Below are 18,720 nucleotides of genomic sequence, written 5' to 3'. Positions count from 1 at the left end.
AACCATATGGCATATGACCCATCAATACACCGTCCGGATCAAGCGCAATACCTGCCAGTTCTTCCTCTTCCTCTGTTACGTGCAACAGTCTTGAAAAACGATCTGTCGATGCACCCGCATGCGTATACTCCCATAGCTTTCCGATGTCGTGCAATAAAATACCGAGCAACAACTCATTCGGATTCGGTCGTTGATCTAACAGAGCAATCCCTTTTGCCGCTTGATAGAGGGCATCAAAACTGTCATCCCAAGAAAATTGACGTATCTCTCGTTCAGCTGCTTGGAAGAGTTCATTTTTATGATCGGCTTCTGCTTCTTGAATACATTTGAGTAGCGTCAAGTATGGTTGTTCACTATCACAGATTCCTCGACCAATCGTCATCATACAAGCAGTATGTTTCAGCAACCCACCGATATAGGCATGGTGATGAAACAGAGCAGCCGGTCGTGTTGAAAAATCCGCCCAGTACTGTCGCAGAATCGATAGTGCGATTTCTTGGTAAGGAGAATCAAGTTGATCGATTAGTCCAAGCAACTGATCACGATACGTTTCAAGGGATTCATCTGCCGGTAATTGCGGCAAGAACTGCGTCGGTGAGGCATCATGAATCGGAGTGACGCGCTGAACGGTCAATGACTTGTTTCCGGATTGCGGCGGATATTCCTCTACCTTCGCCTCGACCCGAACGATTCGTGTTTCGAGATATGGACGAAGTGCTTCTTCTGCCGTTCCTTGATTGATCCACTGTTTTCCCTTACAAGATCCAGCGGGCGAATTGAACGTGAACTGTAACCATTCTCTCCCGGTTTGACCAGTACGGATTTCACCAGAGGAAACGAGTAACACTTCTTCGATTCGCTCACCCGGAACAAGCGTCTCTATCGAAAGTCCAATCGGTTGATTCGATTGATGGATGGAAAAAGCATCATTTCCATAAGAAGGCATTGTCACTTCCGGAAGTGCTTTGAATAATTGAATCACGTCATCTCACTCCTTTTTCTTCACTCATATCATAGCAGACACGATTTCATCACGACTACTAATAAACAGATATTGTAAGCGTTTTCTAAATGAATTATGATGAAACTGGAAGTCCATTTATGCTTAAGGAGGAGAAACGATGATTCGACCACTTACTCAACTATACAGTGAAGCTGTTGGCACACTCGATCAATGGACGGTATCTGAAATCGTGACACGCGATCAAATTCGGCAAGCTGTCCAGGTGTACGATCCATATCAAATGCATACGTCGTATGCTTTGGAACATTTGTTGATTCATGAATTGCGTGAGGCTTGTCATCATGTCCAAGAACAAGGGCTAACGTTGGCTGATGCGCAAACAGAGCTTCTCATCCTCTCTGCTTTCCAAAGTGATGCTGGCTACCAAGCAGAGGAAATTCAAGATATGTCTCCCACTGCAATCAAACGGCACTTGTCTTCGCTAGACGCCGCCTTCAACCGACTATTACATCAACTGTTTTTACATCAATCGCAACCAGACATCCTCTGTCAGCGATTCATGACGATCCTCTCAGGTGCGGTCGCCACAAAATGCGCAATCCGTGCTAAACGCCTCAAGGAAGCGACACTTGTTCATCCATAAAAAAAATCCTGACTCATGTGAGTCAGGATTTTTTCATTCAACGACCTGGCATTCCAGCTCCTTGATTGGTTTTGTATGAAAATGCGGCGTTCCGCTTCGTCATATTCTATAGTCATCATGCCAAACTATTCAAGTCCTGTCAATTCTTTTCTAAAAAAAAGTGGACCGATTTTCGATTGAAAATCAGTCCGAATGGAAGAGTGAATAATTACCATGGCAATGCTTGATTTCATCATACAATGCTATGGAAGCGTTTACAACCCTTTTTCGTTAAATTTTTTCAAGAAAATATTCGTTTGCGAGTGGCAAGTGGATGACTTCGATTCCACTTTGTCGCATCAGGTTCAGTCCGTCCCCATACTCATACCCTGTCGAATAAACGACACGATCGATTTTAGAAGCGATGAGCGCTAAACTACACGCATGACACGGACTATGTGTGACATAAGCTGTTGCATGACGCGCGCTCGTCGAATCAGCTGCTAGCTTACCGAGCGCGTTGATTTCAGCATGAATCTCATGTTGCTTCGACCATTCATGGTGTTCTTCCTGATTTTCGCACCGATAAAAGAGAGTTCCGTTTCGTTCAACCGATTCTTCAACAATCGGGTGGTCAGGACGTGATGTATAGAGAATACCATCTTGCTTTAAGTAAATTTCGTTGCAATTCACATGCTGACTAGGTGTTCCGTTTATTCCGATCGAAATTGGCTTTTCATCTTTAACGATGACACAGGCAACGGATTTTGAGGCACATTTTGAATGACGGTCTGCCATCATCCGTGCGAATAATAACCATGTCGTATCCCATTTCAACTGCTTCTCTTCATTATTCATTCAAACTCTCCTTTCATGAAGGAAAGGAACACGAAATGTCGTGTTCCTTAGTATGGTCGATTCGGTAATTCTCTACTTTTTGAGGCGACTTCGATGACTTTTTGTTTCAATTCATTCTCCATTCGCTCTAGTTCATGCTCTGCGTCGCGTCGCTTTTGTTTTCCTTCTTGTTGGATACGTAATGTCTCATCCAGTGTCTCGATCAAGTTTTGGTGCGCCACTTTTAACGATTCGACGGATACGATGCCTTTTTCGTTTTCTTCCGCAATTTCAATCGACGATTCCTTCAGCAACTTCGAATTTTGCTCGAGTAACTGGTTCGTCGTATTGGTGACATCCTTCTGCATTTCAAGTGCTGCTTTTTGACGCGACAGACTCAAAGATAGGACAACTTGGTTCTTCCAAAGTGGAATCGTATTGACGACTGCTGATTCAATTTTTTCCGCTAGAATTTGGTTATTTTGTTGAATGACACGAATTTGCGGTGCCATCTGCAAGCTAATTGTTCGGGATAATTTTAAATCATGGATTTTCTTTTCAAAACGATCCGTCAATTGAATCAAGTCATTCAATTCCTGTAACTTCGTTTGATCCCGCGATACCTCGACTTCCGTTCGTAACGGTTCGATTTCATGTTGACGAACGTGAGCGATTTTCGTCTCGCCAGCTGCAATATAGACGTTTAATTCCTCAAAATAACGCTTGTTTTTTTGATACATTTGATCGAGTAACGTGATGTCTTTCATCAATCCAAATTTTGATCGATCAAGATTGTGTACGACTTCTTCGAGATAAGCGCTCATTTTCTCGTATTGCAAGAAATACGTTTCCGCTTTTTTCTTCGCCCGACCGATGACCGGCACGTTCGACCAGAAGCTCTTTTTTTCTTGAAGCGTATCTGGATCCATTTGGCGGACACGCTGCATTAAGTCACTCAGTAATTTCCCTGCTTCCCCGCCGTCCTTCATCTTCACTTCACTTAAGACTTGATCAGAGAATTGGGATAGTTCACGCTGAACGGGCGCCCCGAATTGCATGACGGCATCCGTTTTTTGTAGATCGATCACCTGCAGTAGACGTTCAATCTTTTGTCGTTGTTCTGCCGGAACATCCGAAGGAATCATTTCTTCGACAGGGCGAGCCGGCATTTTGGGCGGTGTCTCCGCTACGTTTAAGTCGACCGACGGATCAGAAATCGTCGGTTGATCTTGCTCATCAGGCCATTGTTGCCATGTATCTTTATCAGAATGGGTCATGTCGGTAACTCTCCTCCTGTTTTCGTTGTTCAGTCTCTTGCGTCAATACCTTTTCAATCGTTAAGAGTTCCCGTTCTAAATCAACGGTATCCCCTTCAAGCAACAAGGTTTGTTGTTGCTTTAATTTTTGTCCGATCATTTTCAAGTTCGAAATCAATTGATTTTTCGTATCCAATTGAACTTGAGCGCCACGGCGTTCCAAATCGGCATATTTTTCTGAAATCGACAGTAAGGAATCCAGATAGAACGTAAAGAAGTCCCGAACTTTTTTGACGTCGCGTGGACTTTCATATAACTCCTCGAACAAGACATGTGCTTCCCGTGAGACGATGCGCATCTCACTTCTGATTTCACTATCTCGAATAGAGGGAACGATTTGATCGTACGTCTGGATTTTTGTGAATCCTTCTTCGATCGTCCGTTGCAATACTTGAAGTTCTAAATCATCCGTCTCTTCAAATCGGCGTGTCGCCCGTTCCGGTTTTAAAATGACACTCCCGACGAACTCATCTTCGTCATCAAGTAGTAATTTCTTTTTCACATTTTTCCGCTTGATTTCGGTCGATTTCCGTTCTGTCCGATATCGTCGACCTGGTTTTGTTCGATAACCGCTCCAAATGAACCACAAACCAAGAGCGATGAAGATTCCCGAGAAGTTGAACGTATCGGCCAATTGTAGAAATACGAACATCATACCGATGGAACCAAATATCCACCATGAAGACTTCATGTCATCCCCTCTTCCTTCGTACTGATTCTTCTATCAGGTTTACGTGTCTTTATTTTAACATTACGTAACGTCTAACAAAAAGTTTCCCGTTTTTCCGAAATGTTACGCCTCGTGTATTTATATTTCAACATACTTTTAAAAATATCGCATCAGACCGAAGAATGAACTATTCGTTCTTTCTTTCGCATGATTTTTTTGACAACAAATAAGGTAGTCGACAAAATTGTCGACTACCCAAAAAAAGTGATCTATTATCCGAACATTGGCCATACAAGGATGATCAAAATTGCGATCGGACTCAAGTAACAAACACTCACACGCCACACAGGCACGATTTTTTTCATGAATGGACTCGTCACGAGTTCCTGTTCGACAAGAGCTCGATCGAGCTTGTACCCAGCAAAAATCGAAATCAGTAAAGCACCAATCGGCATTAAAATATTCGAGACAAGGAAATCAACGCTGTCAAAGAACGTTTTCCCCATGAATTGAGCATCACTCAACATACCGAACGAGAGTGCGGACGGAATTCCGACGATCGCAATCGCAAGTGTCGCAAGCCATGTCGTCCGCTTTTTATCACGCGATGTCGCATTCTCCTTACGATCCGTTAATGAAGCAACAACGACCTCAAGCATAGCAATCGATGAAGTGATCGATGCGAAAGCAAACAGAAGGAAGAAAAGTGTTAAGAACAACGAGCCAAACTGGATCTGACTGAAAACAGTCGGCAATACGATGAAAAGCAATGCCGGTCCTTCTGCAGGGTCAAGACCCGAAGCAAAAACAGCTGGGAAAATAGCGAATCCAGCTAATAATGAGACCGCGACATTCATCGCGACGATCCATGCGGCGGAACGATTAATCTCGCCACGTTCCTTCATGTAGGAAGCATACGTCAGCATCGCTGATACACCGAGCGATAAGGAGAAGAACGCTTGGCCAAGCGCACTCAGGACAGAAGTTCGGTTGAGGACCGAAAAATCAGGCTGTATGAAGAATTTAACACCTTCCATTGCACCATCAAGTGTCAATGATCGAACGACAAGGATGATGAAGCACACGAATAATAATGGCATCATGATTTTACTCATTTTTTCAATACCGGATTGAACACCACGTAAGACGATCCAACATGTCAAAGCGAGGAAAATCAATTGCCCTGAAATGACATATAACGGTGAGGCGGAAATCGTTCCGAACAATTCACCAAGCGCACCACTGTCCATCGTCGTCAGGCGACCTGTGAAACCAAGAATGGTATAAATCAAAACCCATCCTCCGATGACGCTGTAGAAAGAGAGCAACAAGAAACAGGCGATGACACCCAGTACACCAATGAATGTGAACTTCTTATGACCAAGTGCCGAGAACGCTTGAAGTGCTGTTTTTCCACTCGTACGACCGATTAAAAACTCGGCAATTAAAACGGGCAGTCCAAGTAATAAGGTAAACACGAGGAACAAGAGTAAAAACGCGCCTCCTCCGTTCGTTCCAGTCGTGTACGGGAATTTCCAGATGGCCCCCAGACCAATGGCGGATCCCGCTGCTGCTAAAATAAATCCAACTTTTGAAGCCCATGCGTTTCCTTTCATGGTGCTCCACCTCCTTTTCAAAATACTTTTTCATTGTACAGAAAGAATCATTGAAAGTCATCCTTTATCAAATATTTTCTTTAAAGCGTCAAAGCATAACCGCATATATGTACTGAAAGATAAAAAAGAAGGCCGTTTTTTATGACGACCTTCTTTTCATTCATTACTTTATATTATTGTGTGCCTCCATACATGCGCAGATACTCCGGCAATACTTTAACTGTAACCGGTGTATGGATGGCTTTTTCACCATCTGTATCGATCACTTTTGCGTCTTTTGTTTTCAACTGAAACCCACTCGTCAAGATATGTGTAAAGGAAGGATCATTGGCAAGACCAATTTTTTGAAGGATCACATCTCGAATGGTTGTTAAATTTACTTCATCGACGATCACTAAATCAAGTTTCCCGTCATTATAGGCTCCATCTGATAAGTTCGTCTCGATTCCACCGAGCGATTCTCCGTTTGCCGCAAGAATGAGAACCGCTTCGCCGGTCATGTGACGACCTTCATCTAAAATCAGTTCATATTCGAAGGGTTGTGCTTCTAGACTTGAGCGAATCGTCGATAGATAATATCCCATCTTCCCGAGGCGTGCTTTTTCTTCTGTATCGATGCCAATCGATGCCTCTGCGACAAGACCGACACCAAGGAAATTCAAGAAATAGCTATTTTCGACTTGTCCGAGATCGACCTGAACAACGTGTTGCATCGCGATCGCTTCTGCAGCAAGCCGAGGAGCCATCGGTAAGCCAAGCGTTCGAGCGAAGTCGTTACAGGTCCCTCCAGGAATGATGCCGAGTATCGGGCGATCATCCAGTTTTGCGACCCCGTTGATTGTCTCAAACACCGTTCCATCTCCACCGATGACGACGACCGCATCAAATGCGGATGAATCTTCCGCAAATTGCATCGCATCTCCAGCTTGCTTCGTATTCTTGATGACGATTTCATCGAATAATGTACTTAATGGTTCGATGACTTCTCCAAGTAATCCGGTGCCGTTCGTCCCAGCTGTCGGGTTACTGATCAGTAAAAGTTTCATTGAATGACGCCTTCCTTCTTCAGGTAATCACGAGCGACCTCATTCGCCGTCTTTCCGCCGTATGCGACAGCTTCATTCATTTTTGACATCTCTTCATCTGAAATTTTACCTGATAATTGCTCAAGTGCTTGTTTTACTTCTGGATACTCCTCGATCGTCTCTTGTCGCAGAAGAGGAGCTCCTTCATATGGAGGAAATAGTTGCTGATCGTCTTTTAAGACGACCATGTCGTATTTCGCAATCTCCGGATCTGTCGAGTAAGCATCAATGACATCGATCTCACCTGACTCGATTGCTTTATAGCGCAATTTTGGTTCCATCGTGACGACTTTCTGGAAATTAACATCATATTTATCTTGAATCCCTTTATACCCATCCTGTCGATCCTTAAATTCTAACGTGAATCCAGCCGTCAACTGATTCGCGACCTGTTTTAAATCAGAGATCGTCTTCAAATCGTAACGGTCTGCTAATTTCTTTGGAACAGCTACAGCATAGGTATTGTTATAGTTCATCGGTGGTAGCAAGGCTAAATCTTGTTTTTCAAGACCGGCTTTTGCCTGTTCATACACTTCTTTTGCATCATTCGACTTCGGTTTTTCATTCGTCAAACTAGCGAGCACCGTTCCTGTAAACTCTGGATACGCATCGATATCACCTGATTCGAGCGCCTTATAGACGAAGGTCGTCTTCCCGAAGTTCGGTTTGACTTGTACCGTCAAATCCGTTTCATCTTCAATGACAATCTTATACATGTTCATTAAAATTTCCGGTTCTACACCTAGTTTTCCAGCGACGACGAGATCTGGTCGTTCACTGCGACCGACAGCAAAAGGTGCGACGACGATCGCAACCATCAAGACGACTGCCGTTACGAGACGTGCTGTTTGTCGTTTACGAGTCGCTACTTCCGTTTGACGTAATAAGCCGTCAAATAAAAGCGCGAGCAGTGCTGCTGGAATCGCACCGAGCAATAATAGATAGTTATCATTACGGTCAATCCCGAGAAGAATGATCGAGCCTAATCCTCCAGCACCGATCAGGGCGGCAATCGTCGCCGTACCAATGATCAGTACCATCGCGGTCCGAATCCCGGCCATCATAACAGGTAAAGCTAGTGGGAGCTCGACTTTCCAAAGGCTCTGCATCGGAGTCATCCCACATGCGCGTGCCGCTTCCTTAATCGAAGGATCAACTTCGGCAAGCCCTGTATAAGTGTTTCGAACGATCGGTAATAAAGAATACAAGACAAGTGCAATAATGGACGGGACTGTACCGATTCCGACAAGTGGTATCATCAGACCGAGTAACGCGAGTGATGGAATCGTCTGGATGACAGAGGTTACACCAATCGACCACTCACTCAGACGTTTATTGCGTGATAAGTAAATCCCCAGTGGAATAGCGATCACACAGGCGATCAGCAAGGAAATGACCGATAATTGAATATGCTCGATTAGCGCTTGAAGCAATTCAGTCTTCCGGTCTTGATACGTTTCGATCAATCCATTCATTCGACACTCCCCCTGACTTGACGCATGAATTCTTGAACGAACGGATCGTTACTGGCTAGTACCTCGTCCTTCGTACCGATGAAAGCAATCTCTCCAGCGTTCATCAGACAGATGCGACTCCCTAGTTTCAACGCTTCATTCATGTCATGCGTGACGAACAAAATTGTTTTACCAAGCTCTTCGTTTAGATGCAACAAATCATTTTGTAATTGTTCCCGTGAAATGGGATCAAGAGCAGAAAATGGTTCGTCCATCAAGATGACGTCTTGTTCTGCTGCGAGTGCCCGCATAACCCCAACACGTTGTTGCTGTCCACCAGAGAGTTCACTTGGATATTTTTTCTTAAGTGAGGTGTTTAACCCAGTCAACCGAAATAATTCATCGACCCGTTGTACTACTTTCTCCTTATTCCACTTCAATAACTCAGGTACGACGCTGACGTTCTCCTCAATCGTCATATGTGGAAAGAGGGCAATCTGTTGTAAGACGTAGCCAATTCGCCGACGGAGTTCATGTTCATTGATCGACATGATCGGTTCACCATCGATCCAAATTTGTCCTTCCGTATGATCAATCAATCGATTAACCATTTTCATCGTCGTTGTTTTACCGCATCCTGAAGGACCGATCAAACAAAAAATCTCGCCTTGTTCAACCGTAAAATTCACGTGTTGCACTGCCTTTGTTCCGTCTGCATACGTTTTGCCGACATCCTTGAATTCAATCACGAACCATCCCTCGTTTCCCGGTTTATTATCTTTGTAAAATTCCCCTTTCTTGGACATTCTAAAACCTATTCCGTCCACTCTTTCCCCTGTTTTCTAAATCCAACATCGAACAGATCGTTCTTTTATCCTTCCTCAAAACAAAAAAGACGATGGAAACTATCCATCGCCTAACCGTATACTGCTCTTATTCGAACGTCACCGTGACTTGACGGCGACCCCATTCTAAAGCTTCTTGTTTTGAACCGACAAGAAGATCCATGATTTTCCCGCGAATCGCACCACCAGTATCGAGCGCAATTGCGTCGCCGAAACCTTCTACATGTACCTTAGTTCCAAGCGGTACGACCGATGGATCGACAGCAACGATGCGACGTCCTTCGTATGTAATCGTATTCGTGACGTCATAACCCGATGCTGTTAAGGCACGACCATTATACAAACGGCTTCCATTGTTTTCTGGATTCGTCGTATATGCTGTCGTCTCAAACGTTTCCGTACGCTTTGTGGAACGGTTAGCGTTTGCTTGTGTTCGACTTTGTTTCTTTACCTGTCGTGTTTCCTTTTTGGCTTCTTGTGCTGCTTTTGCTTTTTGCTCTGCGTCTGCTTTTTGCTTAGCCAAGGCTTTTAGACGCGCTTGTTTTTTCGCCTCTGCTTGTTCACGCTTCTCTTGAGCAGCTTGACGCTTCATCTCTAATGGATTTTGTACGATCGTTTTCTCCGTACCGATCCCGATTTGTGCTGCCGACGCTTCATGTTGCGGCAATAGAATAAATATGAATCCCGCTATACAAAGGGAAAAAAGGAATGATGTTCGTTTCATGTTGATGCCAACCTTTCTCGCCGTTTTACGACCCGCACAACGTATCACGATGACAAATAGTTTGAAAAGCGAACACTATGAATTGAAATATATCTGTCAAAAAGTAACGAAATGGTTACACGCTTACAAAAAACGCTCTCAATCGTTGTATATCAACGTTTTTATATTTTGTAACCGTTCTGTTACGAATTAATCTTTGTTACTCTTTTGTAATAAATGTATCTTTTCGATGTTTTCAGTCATTTTGTCTAATTCTTCAAAAATCAAAAGAATGTAGGATTTCATTATTATTCAGTTCGCTGGATGAACATAAAAAAACACACCAACATGTGGTGTGCTTTCATGTGTTACTTTGTTTTTCGTTCTAACAATTCAATCTCTGACTTTAATAAGACTTGTTTTTCAAACTCTAATCCGAGTGCCTCAAAGTTTTTCGTGTGGGATACATCACCAACTACCGTATTTGTCAATACTGCCGTTACTTCCGCTACCCAGCCTTCTTTCGTTTTTACCATATCGCCAACGATATAATCGAATAACTCTTCTGTTTCTTCCATTTGACTCATCTCCTGACACGTTCAATTACAGTTAATCATATAAAATAACGACCGAAAAAGCTAGTCACGCGTCAATTGAGCTAAGAACTGGCGCAAGATTTTAGCGGTTAATCCCCAAATCAGATAATCCCCGTGCTCATAAAAGTGCTCCGTGACTGTATACGTACGATCCAGATAGGCTTCTCGATTCGCCATGCGTTCGGTTGGCACTTCCTTACCGGGGCGGATCCGCCACTCCATATCTCCTTTAATCGGCTTCGAAGTCATCAATTCCGTTAATGACACGAGAAACACATGATCGACTTCGGCCGGCGAAGGATTAAAGTCCGTCGCATGAAGAATACCAAGATACGGGTAAATGATCGACCGGTTCGGTGTCACGAGTGGTTCAAGCGTTCCAATCACTTCAATCTCAGAAGCACTGACATTTAATTCTTCGACCGTTTCACGGACAGCTGCTGCTTTCGGTAATTCACCATCATCGATCCGACCACCTGGAAAAGCGATTTCACCTGGTTGCGAACGTAGTGTCTTAGCTCTCACTTGAAATAACAAATAGACTTCGCCATCTTGCTCGACTAATGGAACGAGTACAGCTGCCGCATGACGAGGTAAACGTTCTTCAGAATCTACGTAATGCTTTCGGATATCGGCTAAGTTCACCTGTTTCATCGCCCTTCTTGTGCAACGTGTTGGTACGCCTCTTCCAGATGGCGCATACGGACGATGAGATCCGCATTCTTAGCAATCCGGTCCGATAAAATCGATCCTGCTACCGTCTTGTAATAGGCGTTTAACGCATGTCGTTTCGTCAGATGTGCCTCATTCTGACGGATATATTCTTTAAAATTCGCAATCAATCGTTCTGTCGTAAAAAGTTGTTCGTTCACAAGTTTCATCCTTTCACACGTCAAGCGTGTCATCAATAGTTTAATGGTAACGAGTTTTGGCTAAGATGTAAATTAAGGGGGGTTATCCGTGAATAAAAAATTAGATGTCCTCATTATCGGTGCCGGACCAACCGGTTTAACACTCGCACTCGCACTCTCACGCTATGGATTATCCTTTCGTATCGTCGAACGTGCAAGCGGACCATCTGTCGTCTCAAAAGCGATCGGGATTCAAGCGCGTTCTCTGGAGTTGTTCGCAAGGCTTGGTGTTGCAGAAGACTTGATGGAGAATGCAATCAAAATCAATCAAGGAAACCTCTATGTCAATGGTGCATGGCAGGCAAAACTTGATTTTACGGATTTGAATACACCTTTTCCGTTCGTCACGCTGTTGCCTCAAAGTGAGACGGAACGGATTCTCGAAGCGCAACTCGCCAAATATGGACACGTAGTCGAGCGCGAAACAGAATTAACAGGGTTTGCTCAATTTCCAACATTCGTTACAGCATCCTTACAACATAAAGGAGAAACAGAGACGGTCGACGCTTCCTTCATCATCGGAGCAGATGGTGCAAACAGTTTCGTCCGTCGTGAGCTCGGGCTTCCGTTCAGCGGGAAGTCGTTTAAAGAATCGTGGGCACTGGCTGACATCGAGGTCGACTGGCCGCTCTCTTCTGAGGAGGTTCATATCTTTTTCTCTGATCATGGCGTTATCGAGTCGTTCCCTCTCCAGTCGAACTTGTTCCGGATTACCGGCAATCTAACGAGCGGACCTGTTCCGACCGACCATAAAGCGATTGACGATTTTTTACAAAATCGAGCCAAAGTACCGTTTGAGCTCAAAAAAGTCCATTGGTATTCGATGTTTCGCGTCCATAACCGGATTATCGAGAAATTCGGACACCACCGGATTTATTTGATCGGGGATGCAGCACACATCAATTCACCCGTCGGTGGTCAAGGAATGAATACCGGAATTGCTGATGCGATGAACCTCGCTTGGAAACTATGGTGTGTCCATCAGTTCAAGGCGAGTTTTCCGTTACTTGATTCTTATAGCGTCGAACGTCGAGAAGCGGCACAAGGGATTTTACGATCAACCAATCTTGCAACGGAACTCTTGCAAATCAATATTCCCTTTTTATTACCCTTGCAGGAAAAAGTCATTCGTAATAGCCTCAAGATCGCACCCTTACATCATTTCGTGACGAACCGGATTGCACAGCTCAACAGCCACTACCCAGCGAGTTCGACCTTCGTCACACAAGGACACTTTAGTCCATTGACACCAAAACCAGGTGAACCGATGCCTTACAGTGAAGTCGTTCACCCGCGGACGAAAAAGAACGAACTATTGTTACGTCGTGCCGATCGGAATTTCTTATTACTACTGTTCTTACCAAAAAATGCAACCGATGATCTTCTTGAGCCATTCAAGGAACTCGCCTATACCTATCCCGATCTATTTGAGACAGTACCGATCCATCAATCCCTTAAAGAGGATGGTGTCGTCGATCAAGGTGGTGAACTTGCACGACGCTTTGGCATCAAGCAATCTGGATTATATTTAATTCGCCCTGACGGTTATATCGCGTATCGCCAACAAGGTTTGAAAAGTAAATCGTTCGCCCGCTATATTGAACGTTTACTTTATGCGCGTTAACTCGGTATGATAGTAGGTGAGGTGAAGGTAAAGATGGATATACAGCTAGTTCGAACGGTTTTAATCATTCTTTTAGTCATTGCATTTCTCGTTATCGTCAGCAGACGAACGAAGGAAAACCTTCGATGGTCACTGATCGGGGAAGCATTTGGTGAAAAAGGAGAAGATTTATTAAAGGACGCTGCGCGACTCGAAGCAGCTGACTTAGAGATTCGAGTCGAACGCGGCGTCAAGACTTCGTTTTTATTCCGACGTTTCAGTAAAGACTTGGATGATCGCGTAGCGGTGTATGTCTTGAAAGAAGACTTGGATCAAGCTGAAGACATTCTTGCGTCTCGACCAAGACGATGAATTCAAACGAAAAGGCAGTGAAGCGAGCGCTTCACTGCCTTTGTTCATTCCTGTTGCTGCGCGAGATAAAACGCAACTTGTTTTCGTTCTTGCTCTTGAACAGGGGAGGATTTCTTTGAGACGATGAACGCCCGCACATCTTTAAAGCTGTGCCCCGTCGGGAATTTAATTCGTTCCGTCCGCATCTGTGGTGCATTCGGAAAAAGTGTAATGCCATGAATCGGAATGATGATCCCTTGTTCTTTTAGCGTTTTTCGAACCGCTTGAACGATTTGTTTCGACTGATGGATGGGATGAGGTGCAAACACTTTTCTTCCATGCTCAGAATCCATGACATGGCAAGATTCCTCCGTCATCCATTCTACGACCGCATCGTTTTGTAACACGAGGAACAATCCTTTTGGTCCGATCAGCGCAAAAGGAATGACTATCGTGTCAGAAAGACGAATCCGATCAAACAACATCCAATCAAAACGACAAACATGACGGATTTCATTACAGAGTGCATCCGTTTCACTCGTCGTCGTATTCACTTGTTTACTTGCAAAAAAACGACGGCGCGGTGGTTGAGGAACAGAAGCAGTCATGACTTGTAACATGGTTCATCATCCTTTGTAGTATGTATTATTAGTTATCTTAACACCGTTTTCGTTCAGATGACGATTCTTTCAAAAAGAAGGAAATAAAAAAAGACACTTCTGATCTGACAGAAATGTCTTTTTTGATGCGTCAATCTTGGTGCGGACGTCCGAAAACGGCCTTCTCTAGATTCGAAATACGACGTAACATATCATAGTTCGATGAACTTGATACTTGTGGTTCCGCTTGTTCGACGCGGCGTTCTTCACGTCTTACCGGTTGTGCTGGTGCTTGTTTTAACGCCTCGTTCTCTTTCTTCAGACGTTCGATCTCACGTTCGAATCCTTCATAATCTTTAATGATTTGATCCAAGTATCCATCGACATCCTCGATGACATAGCCACGGAGGCCGGTTTTGAATTCCTTTTTGTAAATATCGTCCGCTGTCAACAATGGCTTATACATCCTCTTCACTCCCACTGATCATTGTATTGTAATTCTTGTTCGAGCCAAGATAAATCATCTTGTGTAATTAAAAACAACTGATAATCGGATTGTTCCATTTCTATTCTAGCACGCTCTACTAAAAATTTCGCTGATCCTCCATGTTCTTCATCAAAAACCGACAATAATCCTTGGCTTTTTTGAATCATGAACTCGGTTTTATTACGTAACTGCGATGGATCCGTATACGGTTTCTGGCTGATTGCTTCGACGAAGTCAGCTTGTTCAAGAATGGAAAGGTACTGCGCTTGAACTGGCTCTTTCCAGCGTGCTTCCTGTTCCAAGAACGGCAACAGAATACCGAGACGAATATGAGGATACTCTTCCTTTAATTCAAGCACGACCTCGCATGCCCAGATTTCGCAACCCGGTGAGGCATTCGTGATAAACCACTCTGTGCCTCGATCCTCAATTAAGCGAATTATCCGCTCTCGATATGCTGCCTTTAAGACCCGGATCCCAGGGTGTTTTTGATCAAAGATACCTAGTTCATTGGGTTTATATCCTGTGATGGCGACAACTTTCACACGTCACACTTCCTTTTCAACCGACGTCCTCGATGATCCAGCTCTGCCAAGATTCGTTCTTTTTTCGTAATCAACCAATGATGGCGCTCGACGTGTTGTCGTGCTCGTTCCGTATAATCATAAGCAAGCACTGGGTCTTTTGCAATGTGCTCTGCCCACTTCGCAAGCTCAACATACCCTAAATAACTGTCGCTCTTCAAGAAACACTCTCGAGCTTGTTCATGGTTCTTCATTTTTTTATGCAAATAACCTTGGCGCAACCATCCTTCTGCTGATAGTTCTTTGACTTGCTGAAAATGAGCGTGTGATCCTTCATGAATTCCGAGATCTGCCAGCCAAATCGCGATGTTTTCTTGAATCGGGGAAGGCGCCTCTGCTCGATGTGTGACGAGTCGGTTGCACGCATCATAGAGTCCGACAAGCGTCAGACAATCATCCAGATGATGTTGCAAGACCCCTGTCATGATATCCGGATGCTGGTGTTCGACGTACTGAAAGTAATGCATCGGCGCCAAAAATCCAGGTAAATCCCCTTCCCGTTCAAATCCGATTCGCTCTTCCATCGCTGTCAATCGATAGGAATCATACATTCCTTTAAAGATTCGTCGCGCGACATGAAGTAAATCGAGATGACCGACTTTCGGCAAACGCGGAACACGTTCCCGAACGAAGACATGACGTGTCTTGATTTGCGGCCAATCAAAACTTTTCCCGTTATAGGTCACAAAGCGGACATCATCTCCGATATCGTGCAGGAAGTGATGGTAAAAGGCAGCTTCAAAGTGCGGATGCGGTAAGAAATATTGTCGCATCAGCAATCCGCCCTGCTCAAAGCGCGCGAACCCGAGTAAAAAGATCGTCGTTCCAGTTCCTCGTAATCCTGTCGTCTCCGTATCAAAGAAAATGACTTGCTCAAGTGGAACATCTAGTGCAAGCGGTGGATGAGGAAGTTGTAAGGACTCATACACTTCAGCAAAGCTTCGGTCTCCATGCCGATCTGTTAATGCATATCGCTTGTCGATCCTGACAATCCACTCTTCTTCGAACGTCAAGATATCGGCCCCACGATCAATCCAGGCTTGCTGTTCGTCAGTCCACCCGATTGGTGTTTTCAGCGTCTCCACTTCAGGAGCGGAAGACACTTGATCCTCCGGTGCGGCGTCTGATGTAGATTTCAGCATACGTCTAAGACGATTTTTCATGATAGTTCCTTCTCCATTTCTGCCAACAACTGAATCGTTCGTTCTTTCTCGTCTGCTACGCCAACCATACCGATACAGGCAGGACAACCGTCCTGACACGGGCATGTGACGATCGAATCACGGGCGGCACTCAACATGACAGCGCGTTGCTTATAAATCGACTCCGCGAGACCGACACCTCCAGGGTAACGATCATATAGATAAACAGTTGGCTGTTGCGTGTGTGTCGCCTTGACTTGTGGCACGACGAAGACATCACTGGCATCACACATCAAATAAAGCGGTGCGACACGTCTGAGACTATTCGCGACTCCTTCTAGCACTTGTTCGAGCTCTGTCGAAGAGCGTGCGTGATCGGGTAACGTGAACCAGACACCTGTCGTATGAATTTCTCGTTCCGGTAAGTGAATTGGACCAGAGCCGATGTTCTCATGCGTACCGAACTTAATCTTCTTAAACATCGTCGCCATTCCGCGGACGCTGACATCACCGCGCGCAACACTATATTCTCCCTCTGCATACTGTTCATCTTCTTCGAGCACGGAAAGGTCGACTGAAAAATTAGCATCCGTATAATAATCAACGTCCACGGCACGGACGAATGCTTTTTTCTCTTCGAAATCCAAATGCTCAACTTGGTATTGATCAGCTCCGTGAAGATAAATGGCCTCGTCATGTAACAATGTCATCGCACTAAACGTATCCATTTCACCGATGACTCGATTCGGTACCTCGGTCTGATCGACGATGATGACGTTCTCTTGATCACTCGACCGAAGTGATATTCCATGAGCCGGAAACGCATCGTTCATCCAATAAAATCGATCGCCACGTTCGTGCAGGACACGCTCTTCGACTAAGTATTCGAGGATATCTTCCGTCTCGAGCGTTCCAAATGATTCTCCTTTCGTAAAAGGCAGTTCAAACGCTGCACATTTGACGTGATCGACGGCAATGATTAGATTATCCGGATCAAGTCGGGCTGCTTCCGGGGATTGATTCAAGAATAACTCTGGTCGTTCTGCGACATATTGATCGAGCATACCGGAAGAAGCGACAAGAATGATTAACGCATCATCTTGACGGCGCCCCGCTCGTCCTGCTTGTTGCCAAAGCGAAGCAATTGTTCCCGGATAACCATTCATGATACAGACTTGCAGTTGACCGATGTCGACACCAAGTTCGAGAGCGTTCGTCGAGACGATACCGGTGATCTCTCCTTGACGTAACCGTCGTTCGATATCGCGACGCTCACTCGGCAAATAACCGCCCCGGTACCCTTCGATCGATCGCGGACCGAGCTCATGCGGATAGATGCTTCTTAGATACGTCAGTAAGACTTCAACGCGAACGCGTGACCGTGCAAAGACGATCGTTTGGAACTTTTTCTTGATGAAACGCATCGCCAGTTGTTTCGTCTCAAGCGTCGCAGAACGTCGAATGCCGAGTTGTGCGTTGACGATCGGTGGTTGATAGACAAGAAAATGTTTACGTCCTGTTGGCGCACCGTTGTCATCAATCAAACCGACTGTTTTTTCCGTCAGACGTTCTGCCAGTTCCTTGGGATTGGCAATCGTCGCACTCGTCATGATGAAGACGGGATCACTACCATAATACCGACAAATCCGTCGTAAGCGACGAATGACATTGGCGACATGACTACCAAACACGCCACGATAGGTGTGAAGCTCATCGATGACGATATACTTCAAGTTCTCGAACAGTTCGATCCATTTCGTATGGTGTGGTAGGATGCCGGAATGTAGCATATCCGGATTCGTGATGACGATATTACCAGCTTTTCGTACTTTTGTTCGAATCGTCGGTGACGTATCTCCGTCATAGGTAAAACATCGGATCGGCGCCTCTAATTGATCGATCAGTTCAAGTAATTCACTATTTTGATCCTGTGCGAGGGCCTTTGTCGGATAGAGATATAATGCCCGCGCGTTCGGATGCTCGAGCAGGTGCGATAGGACCGGTAAGTTAAAACAATAGGTCTTTCCGGAGGCAGTCGGTGTGACGATGACCGTCGATTCTCCCGCTTGTACACGTTCAAACGCTAACCCTTGGTGACGATACAATTGTGTGATCCCACGTGTGCGAAGGGCTTGTCGTAAACGCTCCGGGAGTCGTTCTGGAAAATCGACATAACGCCCAGCTGTCGCTTCCATCGTTTTCATATACGTAATCCGCTCCATGAACGAGCGGTCCTGTTTCAATTCTTCGAGAAATGCAACGAGCGTTTGTTTCGCTTGCATGCCTTCACTTCCTTCCACTTCTCATTATACAAAAAAAGAGGCAAGACCAAAGA

Annotated in this window: 20 protein-coding genes; 3 read left to right on the top strand and 17 right to left on the bottom strand. The window is 44.9% G+C overall.

The window, feature by feature from the left end:
- A partial coding sequence (locus tag EXG77_RS16300; RefSeq protein WP_052017101.1) for a hypothetical protein occupies positions 1-982 on the bottom strand: 982 nt, incomplete at its 3' end.
- A gap of 139 nt (positions 983-1,121) precedes the next feature.
- Between EXG77_RS16300 and EXG77_RS06565 the strand changes: the two genes are divergently transcribed.
- Entirely contained in the window at positions 1,122-1,607 is a 486-nt protein-coding gene (locus EXG77_RS06565) for a hypothetical protein (protein ID WP_023468592.1), read from the top strand.
- A 270-nt stretch (positions 1,608-1,877) separates the two neighbouring features.
- On the opposite strand, the gene EXG77_RS06560 is transcribed toward EXG77_RS06565, so the two are convergent.
- The 11 genes from EXG77_RS06560 to yvfG form a co-directional block, all read right to left on the bottom strand.
- On the bottom strand, positions 1,878-2,444 hold the full coding sequence (locus tag EXG77_RS06560; RefSeq protein WP_023468593.1) for a deaminase: 567 nt from the start codon (positions 2,442-2,444) through the stop codon (positions 1,878-1,880).
- Positions 2,445-2,491: 47 nt separating this feature from the next.
- Complete coding sequence (locus tag EXG77_RS06555; protein WP_023468594.1) at positions 2,492-3,700, bottom strand: toxic anion resistance protein; 1,209 nt, start codon at positions 3,698-3,700, stop codon at positions 2,492-2,494.
- Positions 3,687-4,430, bottom strand: coding sequence for a 5-bromo-4-chloroindolyl phosphate hydrolysis family protein (locus EXG77_RS06550; protein ID WP_023468595.1), 744 nt, complete (start codon positions 4,428-4,430; stop codon positions 3,687-3,689). The genes EXG77_RS06555 and EXG77_RS06550 overlap by 14 nt, the downstream gene beginning before the upstream one ends.
- A 251-nt stretch (positions 4,431-4,681) precedes the next feature.
- The gene (locus EXG77_RS06545) at positions 4,682-6,025 is read right to left on the bottom strand and encodes a sodium-dependent transporter (RefSeq protein WP_023468596.1); all 1,344 of its coding nucleotides are present in this window, start codon (positions 6,023-6,025) and stop codon (positions 4,682-4,684) included.
- Between the two features lie 173 nt (positions 6,026-6,198).
- The gene (locus EXG77_RS06540) at positions 6,199-7,071 is read right to left on the bottom strand and encodes a diacylglycerol kinase family protein (RefSeq protein ID WP_035396868.1); all 873 of its coding nucleotides are present in this window, start codon (positions 7,069-7,071) and stop codon (positions 6,199-6,201) included.
- The gene (locus tag EXG77_RS06535) at positions 7,068-8,585 is read right to left on the bottom strand and encodes an ABC transporter permease/substrate-binding protein (protein ID WP_023468598.1); all 1,518 of its coding nucleotides are present in this window, start codon (positions 8,583-8,585) and stop codon (positions 7,068-7,070) included. Before EXG77_RS06535 ends, EXG77_RS06540 begins: the two co-directional genes overlap by 4 nt.
- A complete protein-coding gene (locus tag EXG77_RS06530) occupies positions 8,582-9,313 on the bottom strand; it encodes an ABC transporter ATP-binding protein (protein ID WP_035396921.1) in 732 nt (243 codons plus the stop codon). Before EXG77_RS06530 ends, EXG77_RS06535 begins: the two co-directional genes overlap by 4 nt.
- 184 nt (positions 9,314-9,497) lie before the next feature.
- On the bottom strand, positions 9,498-10,133 hold the full coding sequence (locus tag EXG77_RS06525; RefSeq protein ID WP_035396866.1) for a 3D domain-containing protein: 636 nt from the start codon (positions 10,131-10,133) through the stop codon (positions 9,498-9,500).
- Positions 10,134-10,480: 347 nt separating this feature from the next.
- Positions 10,481-10,690 (bottom strand): hypothetical protein, encoded by a 210-nt coding sequence (locus EXG77_RS06520; RefSeq protein WP_023468601.1) that lies wholly within the window; start codon positions 10,688-10,690, stop codon positions 10,481-10,483.
- 60 nt (positions 10,691-10,750) lie between these two features.
- Positions 10,751-11,362: a CoA pyrophosphatase gene (locus EXG77_RS06515; protein ID WP_035396864.1), complete on the bottom strand. Its 612-nt coding sequence runs from the start codon at positions 11,360-11,362 to the stop codon at positions 10,751-10,753.
- Positions 11,359-11,589, bottom strand: a complete 231-nt coding sequence (gene yvfG / locus EXG77_RS06510; protein ID WP_217448908.1) for a protein YvfG — start codon at positions 11,587-11,589, stop codon at positions 11,359-11,361. The genes EXG77_RS06515 and yvfG overlap by 4 nt, the downstream gene beginning before the upstream one ends.
- Positions 11,590-11,668: 79 nt before the next feature.
- Between yvfG and EXG77_RS06505 the strand changes: the two genes are divergently transcribed.
- Positions 11,669-13,243, top strand: coding sequence for an FAD-dependent monooxygenase (locus EXG77_RS06505; protein ID WP_035396863.1), 1,575 nt, complete (start codon positions 11,669-11,671; stop codon positions 13,241-13,243).
- A gap of 33 nt (positions 13,244-13,276) precedes the next feature.
- Positions 13,277-13,594: a hypothetical protein gene (locus EXG77_RS06500; protein ID WP_023468605.1), complete on the top strand. Its 318-nt coding sequence runs from the start codon at positions 13,277-13,279 to the stop codon at positions 13,592-13,594.
- A 44-nt stretch (positions 13,595-13,638) separates the two neighbouring features.
- On the opposite strand, the gene EXG77_RS06495 is transcribed toward EXG77_RS06500, so the two are convergent.
- From EXG77_RS06495 to EXG77_RS06475, 5 genes are all read right to left on the bottom strand, one after another.
- Positions 13,639-14,193, bottom strand: coding sequence for a nuclease-related domain-containing protein (locus tag EXG77_RS06495; RefSeq protein ID WP_035396861.1), 555 nt, complete (start codon positions 14,191-14,193; stop codon positions 13,639-13,641).
- Between the two features lie 130 nt (positions 14,194-14,323).
- Positions 14,324-14,638, bottom strand: a complete 315-nt coding sequence (gene gpsB / locus EXG77_RS06490; protein WP_050677422.1) for a cell division regulator GpsB — start codon at positions 14,636-14,638, stop codon at positions 14,324-14,326.
- Positions 14,639-14,643: 5 nt separating this feature from the next.
- Positions 14,644-15,204, bottom strand: a complete 561-nt coding sequence (locus EXG77_RS06485; RefSeq protein ID WP_035396855.1) for an SLOG family protein — start codon at positions 15,202-15,204, stop codon at positions 14,644-14,646.
- Complete coding sequence (locus EXG77_RS06480; RefSeq protein ID WP_035396853.1) at positions 15,201-16,406, bottom strand: ribonuclease H-like domain-containing protein; 1,206 nt, start codon at positions 16,404-16,406, stop codon at positions 15,201-15,203. The genes EXG77_RS06485 and EXG77_RS06480 overlap by 4 nt, the downstream gene beginning before the upstream one ends.
- Positions 16,403-18,667 carry a DEAD/DEAH box helicase gene (locus EXG77_RS06475; RefSeq protein WP_035396851.1) on the bottom strand — a complete coding sequence of 755 codons (2,265 nt, stop codon included), beginning with the start codon at positions 18,665-18,667 and terminating at the stop codon, positions 16,403-16,405. Before EXG77_RS06475 ends, EXG77_RS06480 begins: the two co-directional genes overlap by 4 nt.
- Between the last annotated feature and the right edge of the window lie 53 nt (positions 18,668-18,720).

Source organism: Exiguobacterium sp. OS-77, from assembly GCF_000414195.2.
In the GTDB taxonomy this organism is placed as follows: Bacteria; Bacillota; Bacilli; order Exiguobacteriales; family Exiguobacteriaceae; genus Exiguobacterium_A; species Exiguobacterium_A indicum.
Note: the sequence above shows the minus strand (reverse complement) of the source record. Positions and strands in the feature narration are given on the sequence as shown.